At 45.1% G+C, this 18261-nt stretch carries 13 protein-coding genes; 8 read left to right on the top strand and 5 right to left on the bottom strand.

The genetic code is table 11. From position 1 onward, the window contains the following. Window positions 1–179: 179 nt before the first annotated feature. The 4 genes from Q3W13_RS06620 to Q3W13_RS06605 form a co-directional block, all read right to left on the bottom strand. Window positions 180–1430, bottom strand: coding sequence for a DUF2130 domain-containing protein (locus Q3W13_RS06620; protein ID WP_302862320.1), 1251 nt, complete (start codon window positions 1428–1430; stop codon window positions 180–182). Window positions 1431–1835: 405 nt separating this feature from the next. Further along, on the bottom strand, window positions 1836–2189 hold the full coding sequence (locus tag Q3W13_RS06615) for a VOC family protein (protein ID WP_302862318.1): 354 nt from the start codon (window positions 2187–2189) through the stop codon (window positions 1836–1838). A gap of 1 nt (window position 2190) precedes the next feature. After that, window positions 2191–2502 (bottom strand): helix-turn-helix transcriptional regulator, encoded by a 312-nt coding sequence (locus tag Q3W13_RS06610; RefSeq protein ID WP_302862316.1) that lies wholly within the window; start codon window positions 2500–2502, stop codon window positions 2191–2193. After that, window positions 2499–2936 carry an SRPBCC domain-containing protein gene (locus Q3W13_RS06605; protein WP_302862314.1) on the bottom strand — a complete coding sequence of 146 codons (438 nt, stop codon included), beginning with the start codon at window positions 2934–2936 and terminating at the stop codon, window positions 2499–2501. The genes Q3W13_RS06610 and Q3W13_RS06605 overlap by 4 nt, the downstream gene beginning before the upstream one ends. A 126-nt stretch (window positions 2937–3062) precedes the next feature. Between Q3W13_RS06605 and Q3W13_RS06600 the strand changes: the two genes are divergently transcribed. Continuing rightward, window positions 3063–3650: a DUF6624 domain-containing protein gene (locus tag Q3W13_RS06600; RefSeq protein ID WP_302862313.1), complete on the top strand. Its 588-nt coding sequence runs from the start codon at window positions 3063–3065 to the stop codon at window positions 3648–3650. Window positions 3651–4044: 394 nt separating this feature from the next. On the opposite strand, the gene Q3W13_RS25205 is transcribed toward Q3W13_RS06600, so the two are convergent. Further along, window positions 4045–4248 carry a DUF4926 domain-containing protein gene (locus Q3W13_RS25205; RefSeq protein ID WP_368077623.1) on the bottom strand — a complete coding sequence of 68 codons (204 nt, stop codon included), beginning with the start codon at window positions 4246–4248 and terminating at the stop codon, window positions 4045–4047. 620 nt (window positions 4249–4868) lie between these two features. Between Q3W13_RS25205 and Q3W13_RS06595 the strand changes: the two genes are divergently transcribed. From Q3W13_RS06595 to glgB, 7 genes are all read left to right on the top strand, one after another. Beyond that, on the top strand, window positions 4869–6719 hold the full coding sequence (locus Q3W13_RS06595) for a glycoside hydrolase family 13 protein (RefSeq protein WP_302862312.1): 1851 nt from the start codon (window positions 4869–4871) through the stop codon (window positions 6717–6719). Between the two features lie 257 nt (window positions 6720–6976). After that, complete coding sequence (gene pgmB, locus Q3W13_RS06590; RefSeq protein ID WP_302862310.1) at window positions 6977–7627, top strand: beta-phosphoglucomutase; 651 nt, start codon at window positions 6977–6979, stop codon at window positions 7625–7627. A 130-nt stretch (window positions 7628–7757) separates the two neighbouring features. Continuing rightward, window positions 7758–10094, top strand: a complete 2337-nt coding sequence (locus Q3W13_RS06585; protein ID WP_302862309.1) for a glycoside hydrolase family 65 protein — start codon at window positions 7758–7760, stop codon at window positions 10092–10094. 29 nt (window positions 10095–10123) lie between these two features. Beyond that, complete coding sequence (locus Q3W13_RS06580; protein ID WP_302862307.1) at window positions 10124–11929, top strand: alpha-amylase family glycosyl hydrolase; 1806 nt, start codon at window positions 10124–10126, stop codon at window positions 11927–11929. A gap of 71 nt (window positions 11930–12000) precedes the next feature. Further along, complete coding sequence (locus Q3W13_RS06575; protein ID WP_302862304.1) at window positions 12001–13320, top strand: MFS transporter; 1320 nt, start codon at window positions 12001–12003, stop codon at window positions 13318–13320. A 111-nt stretch (window positions 13321–13431) separates the two neighbouring features. Further along, complete coding sequence (locus tag Q3W13_RS06570) at window positions 13432–15888, top strand: glycoside hydrolase family 31 protein (protein WP_302862302.1); 2457 nt, start codon at window positions 13432–13434, stop codon at window positions 15886–15888. Between the two features lie 176 nt (window positions 15889–16064). Further along, entirely contained in the window at window positions 16065–18236 is a 2172-nt protein-coding gene (glgB, locus tag Q3W13_RS06565; protein WP_302862300.1) for a 1,4-alpha-glucan branching protein GlgB, read from the top strand. Window positions 18237–18261: the final 25 nt, after the last annotated feature.

The following is an 18261-nucleotide window of genomic DNA, read 5'->3' as shown; positions in this document are numbered from 1 at the left end:
ACGTGAAAAAAAATAATAACCCCGTGATATTATTCTGTTCACAATTGTTATTGAATACAATAACTAAAATAGCAGGAAAAGGTTTCAGGAAAATAGCCCTCGTAAGTACAAAGCATTTACTATATGCTGCCGGTAACCCGGGCTCAAATTATAGGGCGAAGCAAAGATTAATCCGGGAACTATTCCAGTAATAAGGTATCCTCATCATCCGTCAAACTCAACTGTATCACATCGCTGCCTGCAATACCTTCAATCGAGCCCTGTATATGAGCGGCGTTCAATAACACTTTTTCCAGCTGCTTTTCACGGGCCTTCCAAAGCTTTTCCATGGCATCGCGCTCTTTTTGGATACTCATGCGCATACTTAGAAAACCTTCGCGGATGGCCTTCCATTGTTCGCCAAATTCACTGCTGGTAAGGTAGTCATACAGCAAGTGCATTTTGTCGCCCTTATTATCCTGGGATTTGGCCAGGTTGTTCAATTTAATTATACCATCGCGCAAAATATAGGCTACTGCTTTTACTTCATCGAATGAGCATATCCATACCCCATCGCGTTCGCCGAAGCAATCCATGCCCTTAGGATAACACTGGCTTACTATTACGGCCACGTCTATCCCCATGCTGCGCATATCTTTTTTTAACTTCTCAATCCAGTCGGCGCCGAAATCCTTGGTACGCTTGCTTTCATAAATAATGCGCCCGCACTCCTGCCCGAACTGGTTGCGAACGGTTTGCACACAGTCGGCCCCGCGTACGCCTTTCCCTACCTCGGCGACTACATCGAATGGAAAATTAGAGCGGAGCAGCTCTTCCAGGATAAGTTCCTGTACCTCGCCCTGCAATTGCATAGAGCCTTGCTCGGCTTTGCGTTTCATTTCTTCGGCCAGTTTTTTCTGATCCTCAAGCTGCTTTTCCAGTTCTTTAACCTTCAGCTGGTAGTCGGTATCCTTAATGGTGAATTTTTCGGCTTCCTGCTTGCGGATCTGCTCTGTTAACTCGTTGCGTTGTTCCTGAAGTTTGCGCTGCACTGCCAGTTCAAGTTCCTGTTCTTTATCCTGTAATGCTTTCTCTTTCTGTAAAAACTCCAGTTCTTTCTGGCGGGACAACTTCAGTTTCTCATCTTTTTCGGCCACGCTGTTCTGCAGCATCAGCATTTGATTTTCAAAATCTGTAGCTATGGCTTTACGCAAATTTTGTTCCACCGTTAACTGAAGCTGCTTTTTTTCTTCGGCAAGGCGTTGCTCAAATTGCTGCGCCTGCTGGTTTTGACGGATTATAAAATCGTTCTCTTTTTTGCGGTATTCCTCTTCTTTATGCAGGGTATATTCCTGCATTTTGGCCCGAAGCTCCTTTTTGTACTCCTCAGCCATCACTTCCTCAATCGGGAACGGTACCCCGCAACTGGGGCATTTCACTTCTGTCGCCATAATTTTAATCAGGCGTTAAAGATAGGAAGAAGAGTTCGTGGTTGGAAATGAGCGGCAGAGGAGAAACTGCCTTAAAACCTCCGGTTTTCCATCTTTCTGAATGGGGCACAGGGTTTACAGGTACTTTACAGTTTTAGGGTGCAACCCTACAGTTAATACACTAACAGTCAAATAGTTAAATGGTTTCAGGGGGTAAAAAACTGTAAACCTTATGATTGGAGCTGTTGCCGCAAAGCTAACATACTGATTAACAGCGACTAACCCGGAATAATTCTTAAAAATGCTTATGAACTGGCTTTCCTATACTTACGACGCAGCGTGCGTAAATATTAAAAACCTTTATATGGTGGTGGTCCGGTAACAGAGCGGGCAACTTACTGCTATTAATCACTTTTGCTGATTTCTTTATGAACTATGCAAACTCAGTACATTCCCGTCCGGGTCTTTAACAGACAAAAATTTCCCCCACGGGGTATCGTCAATTGTGCCGGCGGCTATGCCTTTTTCAGTTAATTCCCTGATCTCATCCTCCACGTTTTGGGTTTTAATGACAAAACCATTGATGCAACCGGCAGGCATGTTGGGGAACCAATTAACCAGTGTAATGCTCGCGTCCTGGCCTGGAAAGCCCATCTGTATCCATTGAGAGCCACCGCCAAATGGCGCCTCTGCAATAACTTCAAAGCCCAGTTTACGGTAAAATTCTTTAGACCGCTGCTGGTCGGTAACGGGGATGGAGATAATCTCAATTGTTCTCATTTTATAATTTATTTAGCAGGTTTTCTAAATTTTGTAGTTTCTGATGCCAGAATTTATCAAAATAATTCAGCCATTCCTTAATATCATCAAAACCGTCTGCTTTCAATTCGCAGTAACGCTCCCGGCCCTGGTCGGTTATCGAAATAAGGCCGGCATCATGCAAAACCTTAACATGTTTTGACACGGCAGGCCTGCTCATATCAAAATTACCTGCCAGCGCATTAATGGTGTGCTTGTCTCTGGTGAGCAGCATTAAAATTTCACGGCGGCTTGGGTCGGCAATAGCCTGGAATATATCGGGTGCTGCGTTCATTTCATCTCGTTTAAAATACTCATCAGGCGGCGCGAAATGTGTTTTCGCCAGCCACTGCCCATAAACAGGCTGGTAATATAGTTTTTAAAGCCCTTAAAGCCTTTATGCTCCAGCAGCAGATCAGTTCCGTCTTCACGAGGGGTGAGCGTCCATGTCAAAATTGTATCGAGCGTTAAATTTTCGGGAGACGAGCCCCCCTTCCAGGTATAAACCAGCTTTTTGCAGGGTACAACTTCCAGCACTTCGCAGTAAACAATACCATCAAACCCCATTTTGGGGATAGGCTTGGTATAGAAATTAAATTTATGACCAACTACCGGCTGAAAGGTATTTTTCATCAGCCATTGTTCTATCAGTTCTGGTGTAGTAATACATTTCCAAACTTTCTCGGTGGATTGAGGCAGGCGCCATTTTATAACGATATCTTTTTGCATAAAAGCGTAACTTTTGAGTTACACAAATATATAGGTAACTTTTGAGTTACGCAATATTATTTTTGTTTTAAAAAGATGAGTTTTTGAGTGAATTAAAAACTATATATTTAGTTTTTAATTAACCGGATGAAAATAATAATCGTAACCTTGTTCAGCAGCCTTATTATCTTGTCAAAGTCATATGCTCAAACGGTTAAGCATGACACGGTCCTTATCCAAAAGATAGATTCCATGTTTAAAGATGACCAGCTTTGGCGCAAGGAATATTTTAAGCTGCAGAAAAAGGAAAGTCAATACGACGAGGAAACCATCAACCGGAAATGGGCGGAGGCAGACAGCCTCAACGAAATTAAGGCTAAAACTATCATTAAGCAATACGGCTATCCCGGCTACAGCCTTGCAGGCGAAAAGTCGGACAAGTTTTGGGCGATTGTGCAGCATTGTGATGATGATATCGCTTTCCAGGAGAAGGTGCTGGCATTAATGAAGACTGAGGTTGCCAAAAACAATGCCGGTAAGGAAACCTATGCCCTGTTAACCGACCGCGTTTTGGTAAACAAACACCAAAAGCAGATTTACGGAACCCAGGTGCGCACCGACCCCAAAACACATAAAACTACGCCGTTGCCGCTTAAGTATCCTAAAAAGGCGGATGCATTGCGGAAGAAAATGGGAATGGGGCCGTTGAGGGAATATTTGAAGCTGTTTAATTGATAGATGCGTGTTGGTAGGTTTGAAGCTCCGAACGTGCTTAAAGGTAAAACCTAGTATGCACCCCCGATCATTTGCCGCGGAGGCTGTTACTTTTTGTCTTGATAAGAGACTATATAGGTGTTAGACCATGAGAGCTAATGTATATTAATATCTATGGCACTATTACCATGTGCGCTGATAAAAATAAAAACAGCTATTACCAACAGAATAACCGCCAGCAATAGTATTAAAACTATTCTTTTACTTTTCATTTTTTCAACTTAGTCTTTACTTCTTTCTCTTTCTCCGTGGCTGGCTTGTTTACGCTGGCTTTCATTATAGAGTGAAAGATGTTAGATGCTTCTTTCGGGGTTTTTACCGCCCTTGTTGGTGTTGTCAGGAGACTATATACCTGTTAGACCACGGACTTCAAAATAACATCTTGGTTTTTAACGGTTAATATGTCAACGGTTTCTGAACTATCGTTTACAAATTCAACCTCATAATCGGGCGATTGTTTGTCGTAAACAATTAGAATTGTACCTGTACATCCTTTTAAAACCTTTTCGCTTAGGTCTCCTTTGGCTTGAACAATATCATATAGTCGAAAAACAGACATATTTACTTTTTAGATTTCTGTTTTACCTTTTCTTAGTCTTCTTTTCAGTAGCAGTTTTACTAACAGATGCTTTCATAATACTGTGAAATATGTTAGATGCTTCTTTGGGGTTTCTTGTCGTCTGCCATGATACTAAGTTACATCAATTTTCGTATATTTATTATACAAGAAAGCCATGTTAACCACTTACGCCTAATGAGAGACCACTAATGCGATGGCTGATTAATGAGGTTAGGACTCTATCTATTTGCAGTCCGCTTTCTACGTCTGGGGAGACGATTTTTTGAGGAGCTTAACGCCCCTTTATGCTGTTAATAGCTTTGGTAAATAATCCAATGCTAAATGATCTCGTTCTTTAAAGTGAGATTACGCCTTTCCCGCAATAACTGAAGGCTTTATGGTCGTCACAAACAGGCAGATCTTGTCAGCGACATCACCGCCAAAGGCGAGAATTCGCTTGTTTAAACTACTATTAACTAATAGTAAAATTTACCATTCATCCCCTCCCCCAAACTAAATTTCGATTTTCCATACAACCAATCAATTTTATTTTAAATTTGAAAACGCTGATGGCCGGAAATGCCGCCGCAGCACCCAATTATATACCGGTTAAACCTGATATGAAAAAAAGATTGTTTTTTACGGCTTGCTGCCTGTTAACGGCATTAGGCTCGTTTGCGCAAATTCCTGCTCTGGAACGCGTAGAACCCATGTTTTGGTGGGTGGGTATGCATAACCCGAATTTGCAACTGCTGGTTCACGGCAATAATATTTCGGCCAGAAAAGTGGAGTTGAAATACCCTGGCGTAACCCTTGTTGCAGTGCACAAAGTTGAAAATCCTAATTATCTTTTTGTGGATTTACGCGTTTCTTCCGGTACCATTCCGGGAACGTTCCCGATAAAATTTATTAAAGCCGGTGAAACGCCATTAATTTATAGTTACGCCCTGAAAGCCCGCAACCACTCAGCCGGCCGTGTGCAGGGGGTGACCGGCAAGGATTTGATCTACCTCATCATGCCCGACCGCTTCTCGAATGGTGATAAATCGAACGACTCCTTCAGCAACATGCGCGAGCAGGGCATCCACCGTGATTCCATGTTCAGCCGCCACGGCGGAGATCTGCAGGGTATCATCAATCACCTCGGGTATTTAAAGGACCTGGGTGTTACCTCAATTTGGCTGACGCCCGCCGTCGAGAATGATGAGCCCCACGCATCTTATCACGGCTATGCAGTTACCGACCATTACAAAATAGATGCCCGCTATGGCACTAACGCACTTTATAAGGAGTTTGTGGATAAGTGCCACAGCATGGGTATGAAGGTGGTGATGGACCTGGTACACAATCACGCGGGTACCGAAGGTTATACCATACTGGATATGCCAATGAAAAGCTGGGTGCACCAGTGGCCACAATACACCAAATCGAACTTTAAATATGAGGCCGTAATGGACCCGCATGGTTCCGCTGCCGACCGCAAGCAAATGCTGGATGGCTGGTTCGACCGCCGCATGGCCGATATGAACCAGGATAATCCTTACGTTCAGAATTTCCTTACCCAAAACCATATCTGGTGGATTGAGTACTCGGGAGTGGATGGCTTACGGTTGGATACCTACCCTTATAACGACCCTGAATATATGGCCAAATGGGCGGTTGATGTAAAAGCGGAGTTTCCGCACCTGACTATATTCGGCGAAGTGCTGACACCGCTGCCTTATACACAGGCTTACTTTACGCAGGGCAATACCATTAACCGCGGACTTGATACCCACTTGCCTGCCGTAACGGATGCCGCGGTAAAGGATGCTATTTACGAAGCGCTGAACGGTAAAGATGGCTGGGATAGCGGCGTAACTCATTTATATACCATTCTTGCGCAGGATTTTATGTACCAGGATCCATCGCGCAACACCATATTCCTGGATAATCATGATATGAGCCGCATGCTCTCGATGGTTGGAGAGGATATGAACAAATACAAATCGGCAATGGCGATGCTGATGACCTTGCGCGGGGTGCCGCAGATGTATTACGGCGACGAGATACTGATGAAAAACTACAGCAACCCGGACGGGCTTGTGCGCGAAGATTTTCCGGGCGGCTGGGATGGCGATAAGAAAGACAAATTCACCGCCGAAGGCCGCAGCGATAAGGAAAACGACGCCTTTAACTATGTACGCAAGCTGGCCAACTATCGCAAAAACACTCCCGTTTTACATAACGGCAAGCTGATGCAGTATCTTCCGGAGCAGGGTATTTATGTGTACTTCAGATACGATGGAAAAAGCACAGTAATGGTGGTTTACAATAGCAACGATAAAGAAGAAACTACGCCAACCGCCCGTTACAGCGAACGCATAAAAGGCGTGAAAAGCGCTAAGAATGTAATGACTGGAGAAACGCTGGATTTGGCTAATCTTACGGTAGGGGCGAAGTCGACATTGATCTTGGAGTTGGGGAAATAGGAGCATTAGGGACGCCTCACCTAAATCCTTTCCAAAGGAGAGGACTTAAGCTACAACTCGCTTTTTGAACCCGCTCCTTTGGAGAAGGCAGGGTGAGGCGAGCATAAGCCTATGTTGAACTATTACAGCTAACCGATTAAGAATTTAATAATTGAAGTATAATTTTTGAACAATTAATTGAGGATTTGGCAAAAATGGCCGCCGGTACCGCAGACGTAACCCGCTAAACCTTAATTAATTAAATTTGTGCACTAAAGATGAGTACTGTTAAAGCCTGTTTATTCGATTTGGATGGAGTGATAGTAGATACGGCCGTCTATCATTACAAAGCCTGGAAACGCCTGGCCGACCAGCTCGGCCTGAAATTTAGTGAACAAGATAATGAACTGCTGAAAGGTGTGAGCCGCGTACGCTCCCTGGAGATTATACTGGAGCTGAATCATGTTACCAAAAGCGCTGAAGAGCAAACAGAGCTGGCCACGCTAAAAAACAACTGGTATGTGGAAATGATCAACCAGATGACGCCGGCCGAAATTTTACCCGGCGCAAAAGAATTTTTAGAAGCCTGCAGGGCGGCCGGTATCAAAACCGCATTGGGTTCGGCAAGCAAAAACTCGGGTACCATATTGAATAAGATCAACCTTGCCGGCTTATTTGATGCGATTGTAGACGGCAACCATGTAAGCAAAGCAAAACCAGACCCGGAGGTTTTTTTAAAAGGTGCAGAAGCATTAGCAGTCAAGCCCTCAGAATGCGTAGTTTTTGAGGATGCGATAGCAGGGGTTGAAGCAGCTGTTAACGGCGGCATGAAAGTGGTGGGTATAGGCTCGCCTGAGGTGCTGGGTAAAGCTGATATGGTGGTGAGTGGTTTGGATAAAATGAGTTTGAAGATGCTGAACGGGTTGTAGCCCCACCCAAAGCCTAGCCGGAAGGGAGGGCTTTAAAAACGGCGCAGCTAAAGTCTCCCCAACCGGGGAGATTTAAAGGGGGCTTTAAAGAAATAATTATTACTGATACTGAATACATATTACAATAAGAATGAAGGACTATATTGAAGTTGATGAGTGGAAGATCATAGAAAACGGCTTTAATCCGCATTATAATAAAATATCCGAAAGTATTTTCAGCCTGGGCAATGGTCGCATGGGGCAACGCGCAAATTTTGAGGAAGCGTATAGCGGCGAAACCTTGCAGGGAAATTATGTGGCCGGCGTTTATTATCCGGATAAAACGCGTGTGGGCTGGTGGAAAAACGGCTACCCGGAATATTTTGCGAAAGTGATCAATGCGGCCAACTGGATCGGCATCGACATTAACATCGATGGCGAACAGCTCGATCTGGCTAAATGTGAAGTGCAGCAATTCAGGCGTGAATTGAACATGCAGGAAGGATATTTGAAACGCAACTTCACCGCTAAAACCGCGGGTGGAAAAATTGTTGAAGCAGAAGCGATACGTTTTTGCAGTATGGCAGACGACGAAGCTGGCGCTATAAAATACACGATCACTCCCGTAAACTTCAGCGGCCCGGTCACCTTTACCCCTTTTATCGATGGCGACGTCGTTAATAAGGACTCTAACTACGATGAAAAATTCTGGGACGAGATAAAGAAAGAAAGCTGGAATGACGGCGGCTTTGTGCAGATGCGCACAAAAAAAACCGGCTTTGAGGTTGCTACCGGCATGCTGATAGCTGCTTTACAAAATGGCGAGCCCATAAAGCTGCATACCCAGGCGGTAAGCAAGGAAAAATATGTAGGCGCTAAGTTTAAGCTGGACGCTGTACAGGGGCAAAGTATCTCTGTTATAAAATATGCGGCTAACCTGTCGTCACAAAATTATCCTGCAGCCGAACTCGTTGTTAATCTGAAAGAAACTTTGCACCAAATCGCGTCCAAAGGTTTCGATACGATGCTGAAAGAACAGGCCGATGCCTGGGCAGCCAAATGGAAGCACAACGATATTATAATTGAAGGAGATGCTTCGGCACAACAGGCCATACGCTTTAACATTTTCCAGTTAAATCAAACTTATACCGGCGAGGACGATCGTTTAAATATAGGCCCGAAAGGTTTTACCGGCGAAAAATATGGCGGCTCAACTTATTGGGACACAGAAGCGTATTGTGTACCCTTCTATCTGGCTACGGCAGACCAGAAAGTTACCCGCAACCTGTTGCTGTACCGCTACAAACAATTAGATAAAGCTATTGAGAATGCAAAGCTGCTCGGCTTTACAAATGGCGCAGCATTGTACCCGATGGTTACCATGGATGGCGCCGAATGCCATAACGAATGGGAGATAACGTTTGAAGAGATACACCGTAACGGCGCTATTGCTTACGCGATATTTAACTATGTGCGCTACACCGGCGATGAAACTTACCTGGCAGATTATGGTTTGGAAGTATTGATTGCGATTGCACGTTTCTGGTCGCAGAGGGTTAACTGGAGCGAGGACAAGCAGCAATACGTAATGCTGGGAGTAACCGGCCCGAATGAATATGAGAATAACGTAAACAACAACTGGTACACCAGTATGCTGGCGTGCTGGTGTATGAAATATACCATTGAAGTAGCCGAAAAAGTTAAGGCCGCCGACTTAGGTAAATATACCGAGCTGATAAACCGTATAAATTTTAACGGGCAGGAAGAAACGGGCCGGTTTAAAGATATCATCGCCAGGATGTATCTGCCTTATGACGAGAAACGGCAGATATTCCTTCAGCAGGACGGCTATCTTGATAAGGAACAGATCCTGGTTAAAGATTTGCCGGCCGGCGAACGCCCTATTAATCAAAAATGGAGTTGGGACAGGATATTGCGTTCATGTTATATTAAGCAGGCCGACGTGTTACAGGGTATTTACTTTTTTGAGGACCAGTACGATATAGATACTATCCGTCGCAATTTTGACTTTTACGAGCCCCGGACGGTGCATGAGTCTTCTTTGTCGCCGTGCGTGCATGCTATACTGGCCGCCAAGCTGGGCGATGAAGCCCGTGCCTACGAGTTTTACCTGCGCACCGCCCGCTTAGACCTGGACGATTATAATAACGACACGGAGGACGGCTGCCACATTACTTCGATGGCCGGTACCTGGATGTCGGTTGTGGAAGGTTTCGCCGGTATGCGCGTTAAGAATGGAAAGCTGTCGTTCGACCCGTTTCTGCCTGGGAAATGGACTTCATTCTCGTTCAACGTAGGTTTTAGAGGTACCTTAATAAAGGTGACCATTGCCAAAAGCGCTGTCGATATCAAACATTTGTCGGGGCCCGGCCTGAAGGTGATGGTTGACGGACATGACATTGATGTTCAGCCTGATGCCGGCGCAAAAATCACAAAAGTAGTATTAGCCCCTCCCCCAATCGCTTAATTATGATGATGAAAAGCGGACGAGGCGAAATGAAAAAATGCATCTTTATAGTAATGATGCTGATGCTTTTTATAAATATTAGCTTTGCCCAGCGTCATACCAAAAAGATAAAAATGGAGTCATCCTCGCCCAATCATAAACTAATTATCTACCAACTGCTGCCGCGCCTGTTCGGAAATACTAAAACCACCAACAAATTCAATGGCTCAATTGAAGAAAATGGTTCCGGTAAATTCAACGATATTACCCTTAAAGCACTGGGGGAAATAAAAGCCATGGGTTTTACGCACGTGTGGTACACCGGTGTAATAGAGCACGCTACCATGACTGATTATTCCGCCTTTGGCATTAAGCCTGACGATCCGGATGTAGTGAAAGGCCGCGCAGGCTCGCCGTATGCCATCAAGGATTATTATGATGTTGATCCCGATTTGGCCGTTGATGTGAAAAACCGCATGGCTGAATATGAATTGCTGATTAAACGTACCCACGCCAGCGGTTTAAAAGTAATTATGGATTGTGTGCCTAACCATGTGGCACGAACTTACTCTTCGGATGTAAAACCCGCAGGTGTAAGAGATTTTGGACAGGACGACGATACGACAAAGGCCTTCAGCCCTAAAAATGATTTTTACTATATGCCGGGCCAGCATTTTGTTGTTCCAGCGGGGTATAATCCGGGGGGCGATGAATTTAAAAGTCCGCTGAAAGATAGTAAGTTTGATGAATACCCTGCTAAAGCAACGGGTAATGATGTATTCTCTGCATCGCCCTCTATCAACGACTGGTTCGAAACCATGAAGCTGAATTATGGCGTAGATTATCAGGATAACCGCACTCCGCATTTCGACCCTATACCCCCGCTATGGAATAAGATGTTCGATATCCTGCATTTCTGGGCCGCAAAAGGCGTCGACGGTTTCCGGTGCGATATGGTCGAAATGGTACCCTTTGAATTTTGGGGATGGGTGATACCGAAACTAAAAACAGACTACCCCGGCCTGGTTTTTATCGGCGAAGCCTATAATGCATCCCTCTACAAAAAATATATAGAAACAGGCAAGTTTGATTATTTGTACGACAAGGTCGGCCTTTATGAGGCGGTAAGGCGATTAACAAGCAACACTCCGAACGCCACTACCTGGGATATAAACCACGTTTGGCACAACGACAGCAACGGCATAGATGAGCATATGCTGCGGTTTATGGAAAATCACGATGAGCAGCGTATTGCTTCACCCGGTTTTGCGGGCAACCCCTGGTTGGCTGTGCCGGGGATGATCGTTTCCGCCACCTTGTCTACCGGCCCTGTTATGGTTTACTTCGGGCAGGAGGTTGGCGAGCCGGGCGCAGGCGCTGAAGGTTTTGGCGGTGATGACGGCCGCAGCAGTATTTTTGATTACTGGGGCGTTCCGGAACATCAAAAATGGCTTAACAACGGTAAATTCGACGGTGCACAGCTATCCGAAGAACAAAAAGGACTGCGGGAATTTTACAGCAAGTTACTGAATGCAGTAAAAAACAATGAGGCTTTAAACTCCGGCAGTTTCTATGAGCTGATGGTGGCTAACGAGCATCAGCCCGGCTTTAACACCAGGTTGTATATTTTTCTTCGCTATACCGCCAAACAACGTATATTAGTAATAACCAATTTTAACCGCTCGGAACAGCATATTAATGTAAAACTGCCTGATGAACTGCTTAAACAGCTGAACTTAAGCGGCGCAAAGGAGTTTAAAGATTTGCTTAGCGGAACTAAATTTAAAACAACCAATATAATCAATGGAATTGAGTTAACTATGCCTGCTGCGAGCGGGCTGTTATTACAATTCTAATTTTTTGTCATTGCCGGAAGGAACTATGAAGCAACGACAAGGTGATTTAAACTATTGAACTCAAAAACATTATGACAACATCGAGCGCCGCTCAAAAGCCAAGACTTGGTTTTTGGCAGATCTGGAACATGAGTTTCGGTTTTCTGGGTATTCAGTTCGGCTGGGCTTTACAGATGGCTAATATGGGCGCCATTTATGAATATCTTGGCGCAAAGCCCGAAACCATCCCAATGTTGTTTTTGGCAGCTCCGCTTACCGGCCTTATCGTTCAGCCGATAGTAGGCTATTTGAGCGACCGTACCTGGCATCCAACACTCGGCCGCCGTCGTCCTTTCTTCCTTATTGGCGCCATTTTAAGCACAATATGCTTGATTTTAATGCCCCAGTCATCTACTTTATGGATGGCGGCAGGTATCTTATGGATTCTGGACACATCTATCAACGTAAGCATGGAACCATTCCGCGCTTTTATTACAGATAACCTGCACGACGACCAGCGTACCCGCGGGTTCGCTATGCAAAGCTTGTTTATTGGTTTGGGCTCTGTAGTTGCATCTGCATTGCCGTGGATGATGGGGCATTGGTTTGGGGTTAGCAGCAAGGTACTACCGGGCGAAATACTGCCCGCTGTAAGGTATTCCTTTTATATAGGCGCGGTTGCTTTTATGGGTGCCGTTTTATATACCATTTTAACTTCGAAAGAATATCCCCCCGCAGATATGGAGGAATTCAAAAGGTCGAAGGAGGCAAAAAAAGGCTTTTTTACGGGTGTGGGAGAGATATTTAAAGCCATTGGCGACATGCCCAAACGCATGCGCAGGCTGGCCCTGGTGCAATTTTTTACCTGGCCCGGTTTGTTTTTAATGTGGTTTTATTACGCTCCTGCTGTTGCACGCAATGTTTTCGGCGCGGCAAACACCACAGACCCGTTGTACGGTAAAGGTGTGGAATTTGCAGGGCTAACGCTGTCGTTTTATAATGTGGTTACCTTTATCTTCGCGTTCTTTATACCTGTCATCGCCAATAAAGTTGGCAGAAAATATACACATATGCTGTGCCTTTTATGTGGCGCGGCGGGACTGATTTCTGTTGGTTTTATTCATGACAAATATTTCCTGTACGGCTCTATGACAGGAGTGGGAATAGCGTGGGCCAGTATACTTTCCATGCCCTATGCCATGCTTGGCGGCTGTTTGCCCGAGAATAAAATAGGCATTTATATGGGCATCTTTAACTTCTTTATCGTGCTGCCCGAAATTCTGGCTTCTTTATTCTTTGGTAAAATAATGGAACACGTTTTGCATAACGACCGCTTATTGGCCGTAGAGCTCGGCGGCGGCCTGATGATACTGGCGGCAATTTTAACTTTGCTGATAAAAGACCACGAGTAATAACATGCTATAGTGTGTTTTAAACATTTATTGTATGTTTTGTAACATCAATTGTTATATTGCGTACTACTTACACATTGTACTTTATAGAAGATAGCGACTAATTTTTTGATGGAAGAGAAGATACTTAACGAGGAATTGATAGCAAACAGCTTAATTGAAGAAGAGGAAGAAGAGTTTCACCACCTGAATAACCCTGCCGAGGGAATAAAACCCATCATAAAAAAATACCTGGGCGTTCCCAACAGTGTAAATCAGCAGGGTAACAAGTTTTATTTTTCAGATGGTGATGCTAAGGTTGAGGTTACTGTTGTTGCCGACGAAATTATACGCGTCCGCCTGGCGCCACATGGCGTGTTTTTGGAGGAGTTTTCGTACGCGGTGCCCAAACTGGAGCAAAAGGCCGTTGTATTTGCTTTGGAGGAGGACATAAAAGAATTCCGCGTTTCTACGAGTGTGGTAACATGTCATATCCGTAAGGAAGATTTTTTTATCTCGTTTTCTGACAGCCAAAACCATATTACCAGCACTGATGCTGTGCCGATGCACTGGGAGGAAAACGTAAAATTTGGCGGCTATTATGTGTATTGCACCAAAACGTGCCATCAGCAGGAAAGCTTTTTTGGCCTTGGCGACAAACCAACTGAGCTCAACCTTCGCGGCAAAAGATTAAAGAACTGGAATACAGATGCGTATTCCTTTGCCTGGAACCAGGACCCGCTATACCGCAGCATACCTTTTTATATCAGTTTAAATGACGGTATTGCGCACGGTATATTTTTCGACAATACCTTTAAGGCCCAATTTGATTTCGGCGCCGAAGACCCAACCAAAACAAGTTTCTGGGCTGATGGCGGCGAATTGCAATATTATTATATCCACGGTCCGCACATGATGGACGTGGTAAAAAGCTATCATTACTTAACCGGTACACACCCTATGCCGCCGCTTTGGGCGCTGGGTTATCACCAATGCCGCTGGAGCTATTACCCGGAATCGAAGGTGAGAAAGATAGCAAATGGTTTCCGTGAGAATAAGATTCCATGCGACGGTATTTATCTTGATATCGATTACATGGATGGCTACCGTTGCTTTACCTGGAACCGCAAGTATTTTCCTGACCCTAAGAAAATGATCAAAGAACTTGCTGCCGACGGGTTTAAAACGGTGGTGATTATCGACCCCGGAATACGCGTGGACGACAATTATGCTGTTTTTAAAGAGGGAAAGGAAAAACGGTATTTCTGTCGCCGTTGCGATGATTACTTTATGGAAGGCCATGTTTGGCCCGGCCGCTGCCAGTTTCCCGATTTTACCAATCCCGAAGTACGTGAGTGGTGGGGTGGTTTATTTGATGAACTGGTGCAGTTAGGCGTGGCCGGGGTTTGGAATGATATGAATGAGCCGGCCGTATTTGGCGCAGGTACATTCCCCGATGATGTTCGCCACCAGTATGATGGCTTCCGGGGATCGCACCGCAAAGCGCACAATGTTTATGGTATGCAAATGGTGCGCGCAACTTACGAAGGGTTGCGCAAACTCCTGAAAAACAAGAGGCCGTTTACTATTACCAGGGCCGGATACTCCGGTGTACAGCGCTTTTCTTCTGTTTGGACAGGCGATAACGTGGCAACTTGGGAGCATCTTAAATTAGGCAATATACAAATGCAGCGCCTGTCAACCTCTGGTATTCCGTTTTGTGGCACCGATATCGGCGGTTTTAGCGGCGAGCCGGATGGTGAACTGTTTACCCGCTGGATCCAATTAGGCGCCTTTTCGCCCTTTATGCGTGCGCATTCCGCCGGTGATACCAAGGAGCGCGAGCCCTGGAGCTTTGGCGAACCATTTACCGCCATTAACCGTAAATTTATTGAACTAAGGTACAGGCTATTACCTTACTTATACTCTACTTTTTGGGAGCATCACCGGTATGGCTTCCCTATCTTAAGGCCCGTGGCAATGCAGGAGCAGGAAGAAATAGGTAACCATTTCCGGCAGGACGAGTTTACCTACGGCGACAAAATTTTGGTTTGCCCCGTAATGGAGCCCGGCCAGCAGGAACGTAAGGTATATCTGCCCAAAGGAAAGTGGTTTAACTACTGGTCTTTAGAATTGGTTGATGGCGGGCAGGAAGTTACGGTTCCCACACCTCTCGAAACCATCCCCATTTTTGTAAAGGCCGGTTCGGTTATTCCGGAATATCCCGTAATGCAGTATGTTGGGGAGAAGGAAATTGAGGAGGTTAAACTGAATGTTTATTTCAGTAACTACGAAGTAAATTCGTTCCTGTTTGAAGACCATGGCGAATCTTTTGCCTATGAGCAGGATATTTACCTGGAAAAGAAGTTTGTGGTAAATGGCAAAAACACAATATTAACTATTCAGCAGACGATGGAAGGCCTTTATACCCCGAGATATGAAGCTTATTACTTTAACGTAATTGGTCTGCCTTTTAGCCCGTCAAAGGTATTAGCTGACAACAAAGAGGTGCCCTACAGCGTTGACGACAATAATTGTGTGGAATTTAAATTCACCAAGAACTTTAAGCAGATAGAGATAGTGAAGTAGTGCGCAGAGGCCGGAGATCAGAGATTTGTTGAATTTGGCTTATGAATCCGGGAAGCTTGCGAGGCTTTCTTCGCAAGTTTAACATCTAATCGAAAGATTATCGGCAACCATTAATCGTTATATTTGTTGTAAACCAATTACTACCACTCAACGGCTGTTATGGCCTTTTCCGCACTATGGCAAAAAAACACAGTACCACAGAACCAGTAACATCTGCAGCTAAACCTGCCGCAAAAAAGGCGGCTGCACCAAAAGCCGCGAATACTAAGGCTAAAAAGGAAACAGCAGCAGCAATTCCTCAAGCTAATGCTACCGCAAAACCTAATACCGAAGCGAAGCCAAAAGCTCCGGCAAAACAGAAGGCAGCAGCAAAAACTAAAGCAGTTGCAGGCGTTGAGCAAACTACTCTGAAGCCGGTTGAAGTTTACAGCCGTTTTACCGATTTTGATATTGGTTTATTTAAATCTGGCAAGCATTACAAGCTTTACGAAAAGTTCGGGTCTCATGTGGTAGAACACAATGGGGTGATTGGAACTTATTTTGCAGTATGGGCGCCCAACGCGCAGTATGTTTCTGTTATCGGCAATTTTAACGGCTGGAACGGTGGCTCTCACGCTTTATATGTGCGTTGGGATGGTTCGGGTATTTGGGAAGGATTTATTCCAAATATAGGCGTTGGAGAAACCTATAAATATTATATAACATCGTCTACAGGGGAAGATCTGGAAAAAAGCGACCCATTTGCGCTGCGCTGGGAGGTTGCCCCCAGAACTGCGTCCATTGTCGCGGATACGTATTACGAGTGGAAAGATATCGGATGGATGGCCAACCGTAAAGATCACAACAGCCTGAATAAGCCATTTTCAGTTTACGAAATGCACATAGGCTCCTGGGCGCGCAGTTGGGAAAGCCCGGATGAGTTTTTAACCTACGACCAGCTTGCCGGCAAACTGGTACCGTATATTAAAGAAATGGGCTTTACGCATGTGGAGTTTATGCCCATAATGGAGCACCCCTACTATCCAAGCTGGGGTTATCAGATTACCGGTTTTTATGCCGCATCATCGCGATACGGCACACCCCAGCAGCTGATGTACCTGGTTGAACAGCTGCACGAAGCCGGAATTGGTGTAATACTGGATTGGGTACCTTCGCATTTTCCGGGAGATATACATGCCCTTTATAAGTTTGATGGCACGCATCTTTACGAACACGCTGACCCGCGCAAAGGCTTTCACCCTGACTGGAAATCGTTCATATTCAATTATGGGCGCAACGAGGTCCGTGCGTTTTTAATAAGTAATGCTATATTCTGGCTCGACAGGTACCATGCAGACGGCCTGCGCGTTGACGCCGTGGCATCTATGCTTTACCTGGACTATTCGCGTAATCACGGCGAATGGGAACCGAATATGTATGGCGGTAACGAAAACCTGGAGGCAATATCATTCCTGAAAGAATTTAACGAAGCGGTTTACCATATGTTCCCGGATGTTCAGACTATCGCCGAGGAGTCGACTTCATTTACCGGCGTTAGCCGCCCGGTTTACGCCGGCGGGCTGGGCTTTGGCATGAAGTGGATGATGGGTTGGATGCATGATTCAATTAAGTATTTTCAGCAAGATCCTATCTATCGTAAATATCATCATAATCAAATTACATTTAGCCTGATTTACGCGTTTACCGAAAACTTTATGCTGCCTTTCTCGCACGACGAAGTAGTTTACGGTAAAGGTTCGATGCTGCGTAAAATGCCGGGAGATGAGTGGCAGCAATTTGCCAATCTGCGGTTGCTGTATAGCTATATGTTTACCCATCCGGGCACAAAGCTGTTATTTATGGGGTCGGAATTTGGGCAGGGAACGGAATGGAACTTCCAGCAATCATTGGATTGGTACCTGTTGGAATATCCGAACCACCAGGGCATAAAAGAAGCGGTAAAAGCCCTGAACCGTCTTTATCGGGACGAGCCTGCTTTATATGAAAAGGGATTTGACTGGAGTTCCTTTGAGTGGGTTGATGGCGGTAACGCGAACGATTCGATATTGATATATAACCGAAAAGGCCACGATGCAGCCAACGATTTGGTTGTGGTATTAAATATGACGCCGATTACGCACCATGGCTTTAGGATCGGGGTGCCATCAAAGGGTAAATGGACAGAGATATTTAACTCAGACGCGAAAGCGTACTGGGGCAGCGGCGTTGAAAACGAAGGTCAGTTTACTACAGAAGCGGTTAACTGGCATGGGCGCGACAACTCTATCAGAATCACCATACCTCCATTAGCAGCAGCTGTGTTTAAGAAGTTGCCGGTTGTACCGCCAAAATATGAATTAAAAAAATAAGGCTATTGCCTGTTGCTTTACAAAG

The organism is Mucilaginibacter sp. L3T2-6 (genome assembly GCF_030519355.1).
Lineage (GTDB): Bacteria > Bacteroidota > Bacteroidia > Sphingobacteriales > Sphingobacteriaceae > Mucilaginibacter.
This window is presented reverse-complemented; position numbering and strand designations above follow the sequence as displayed.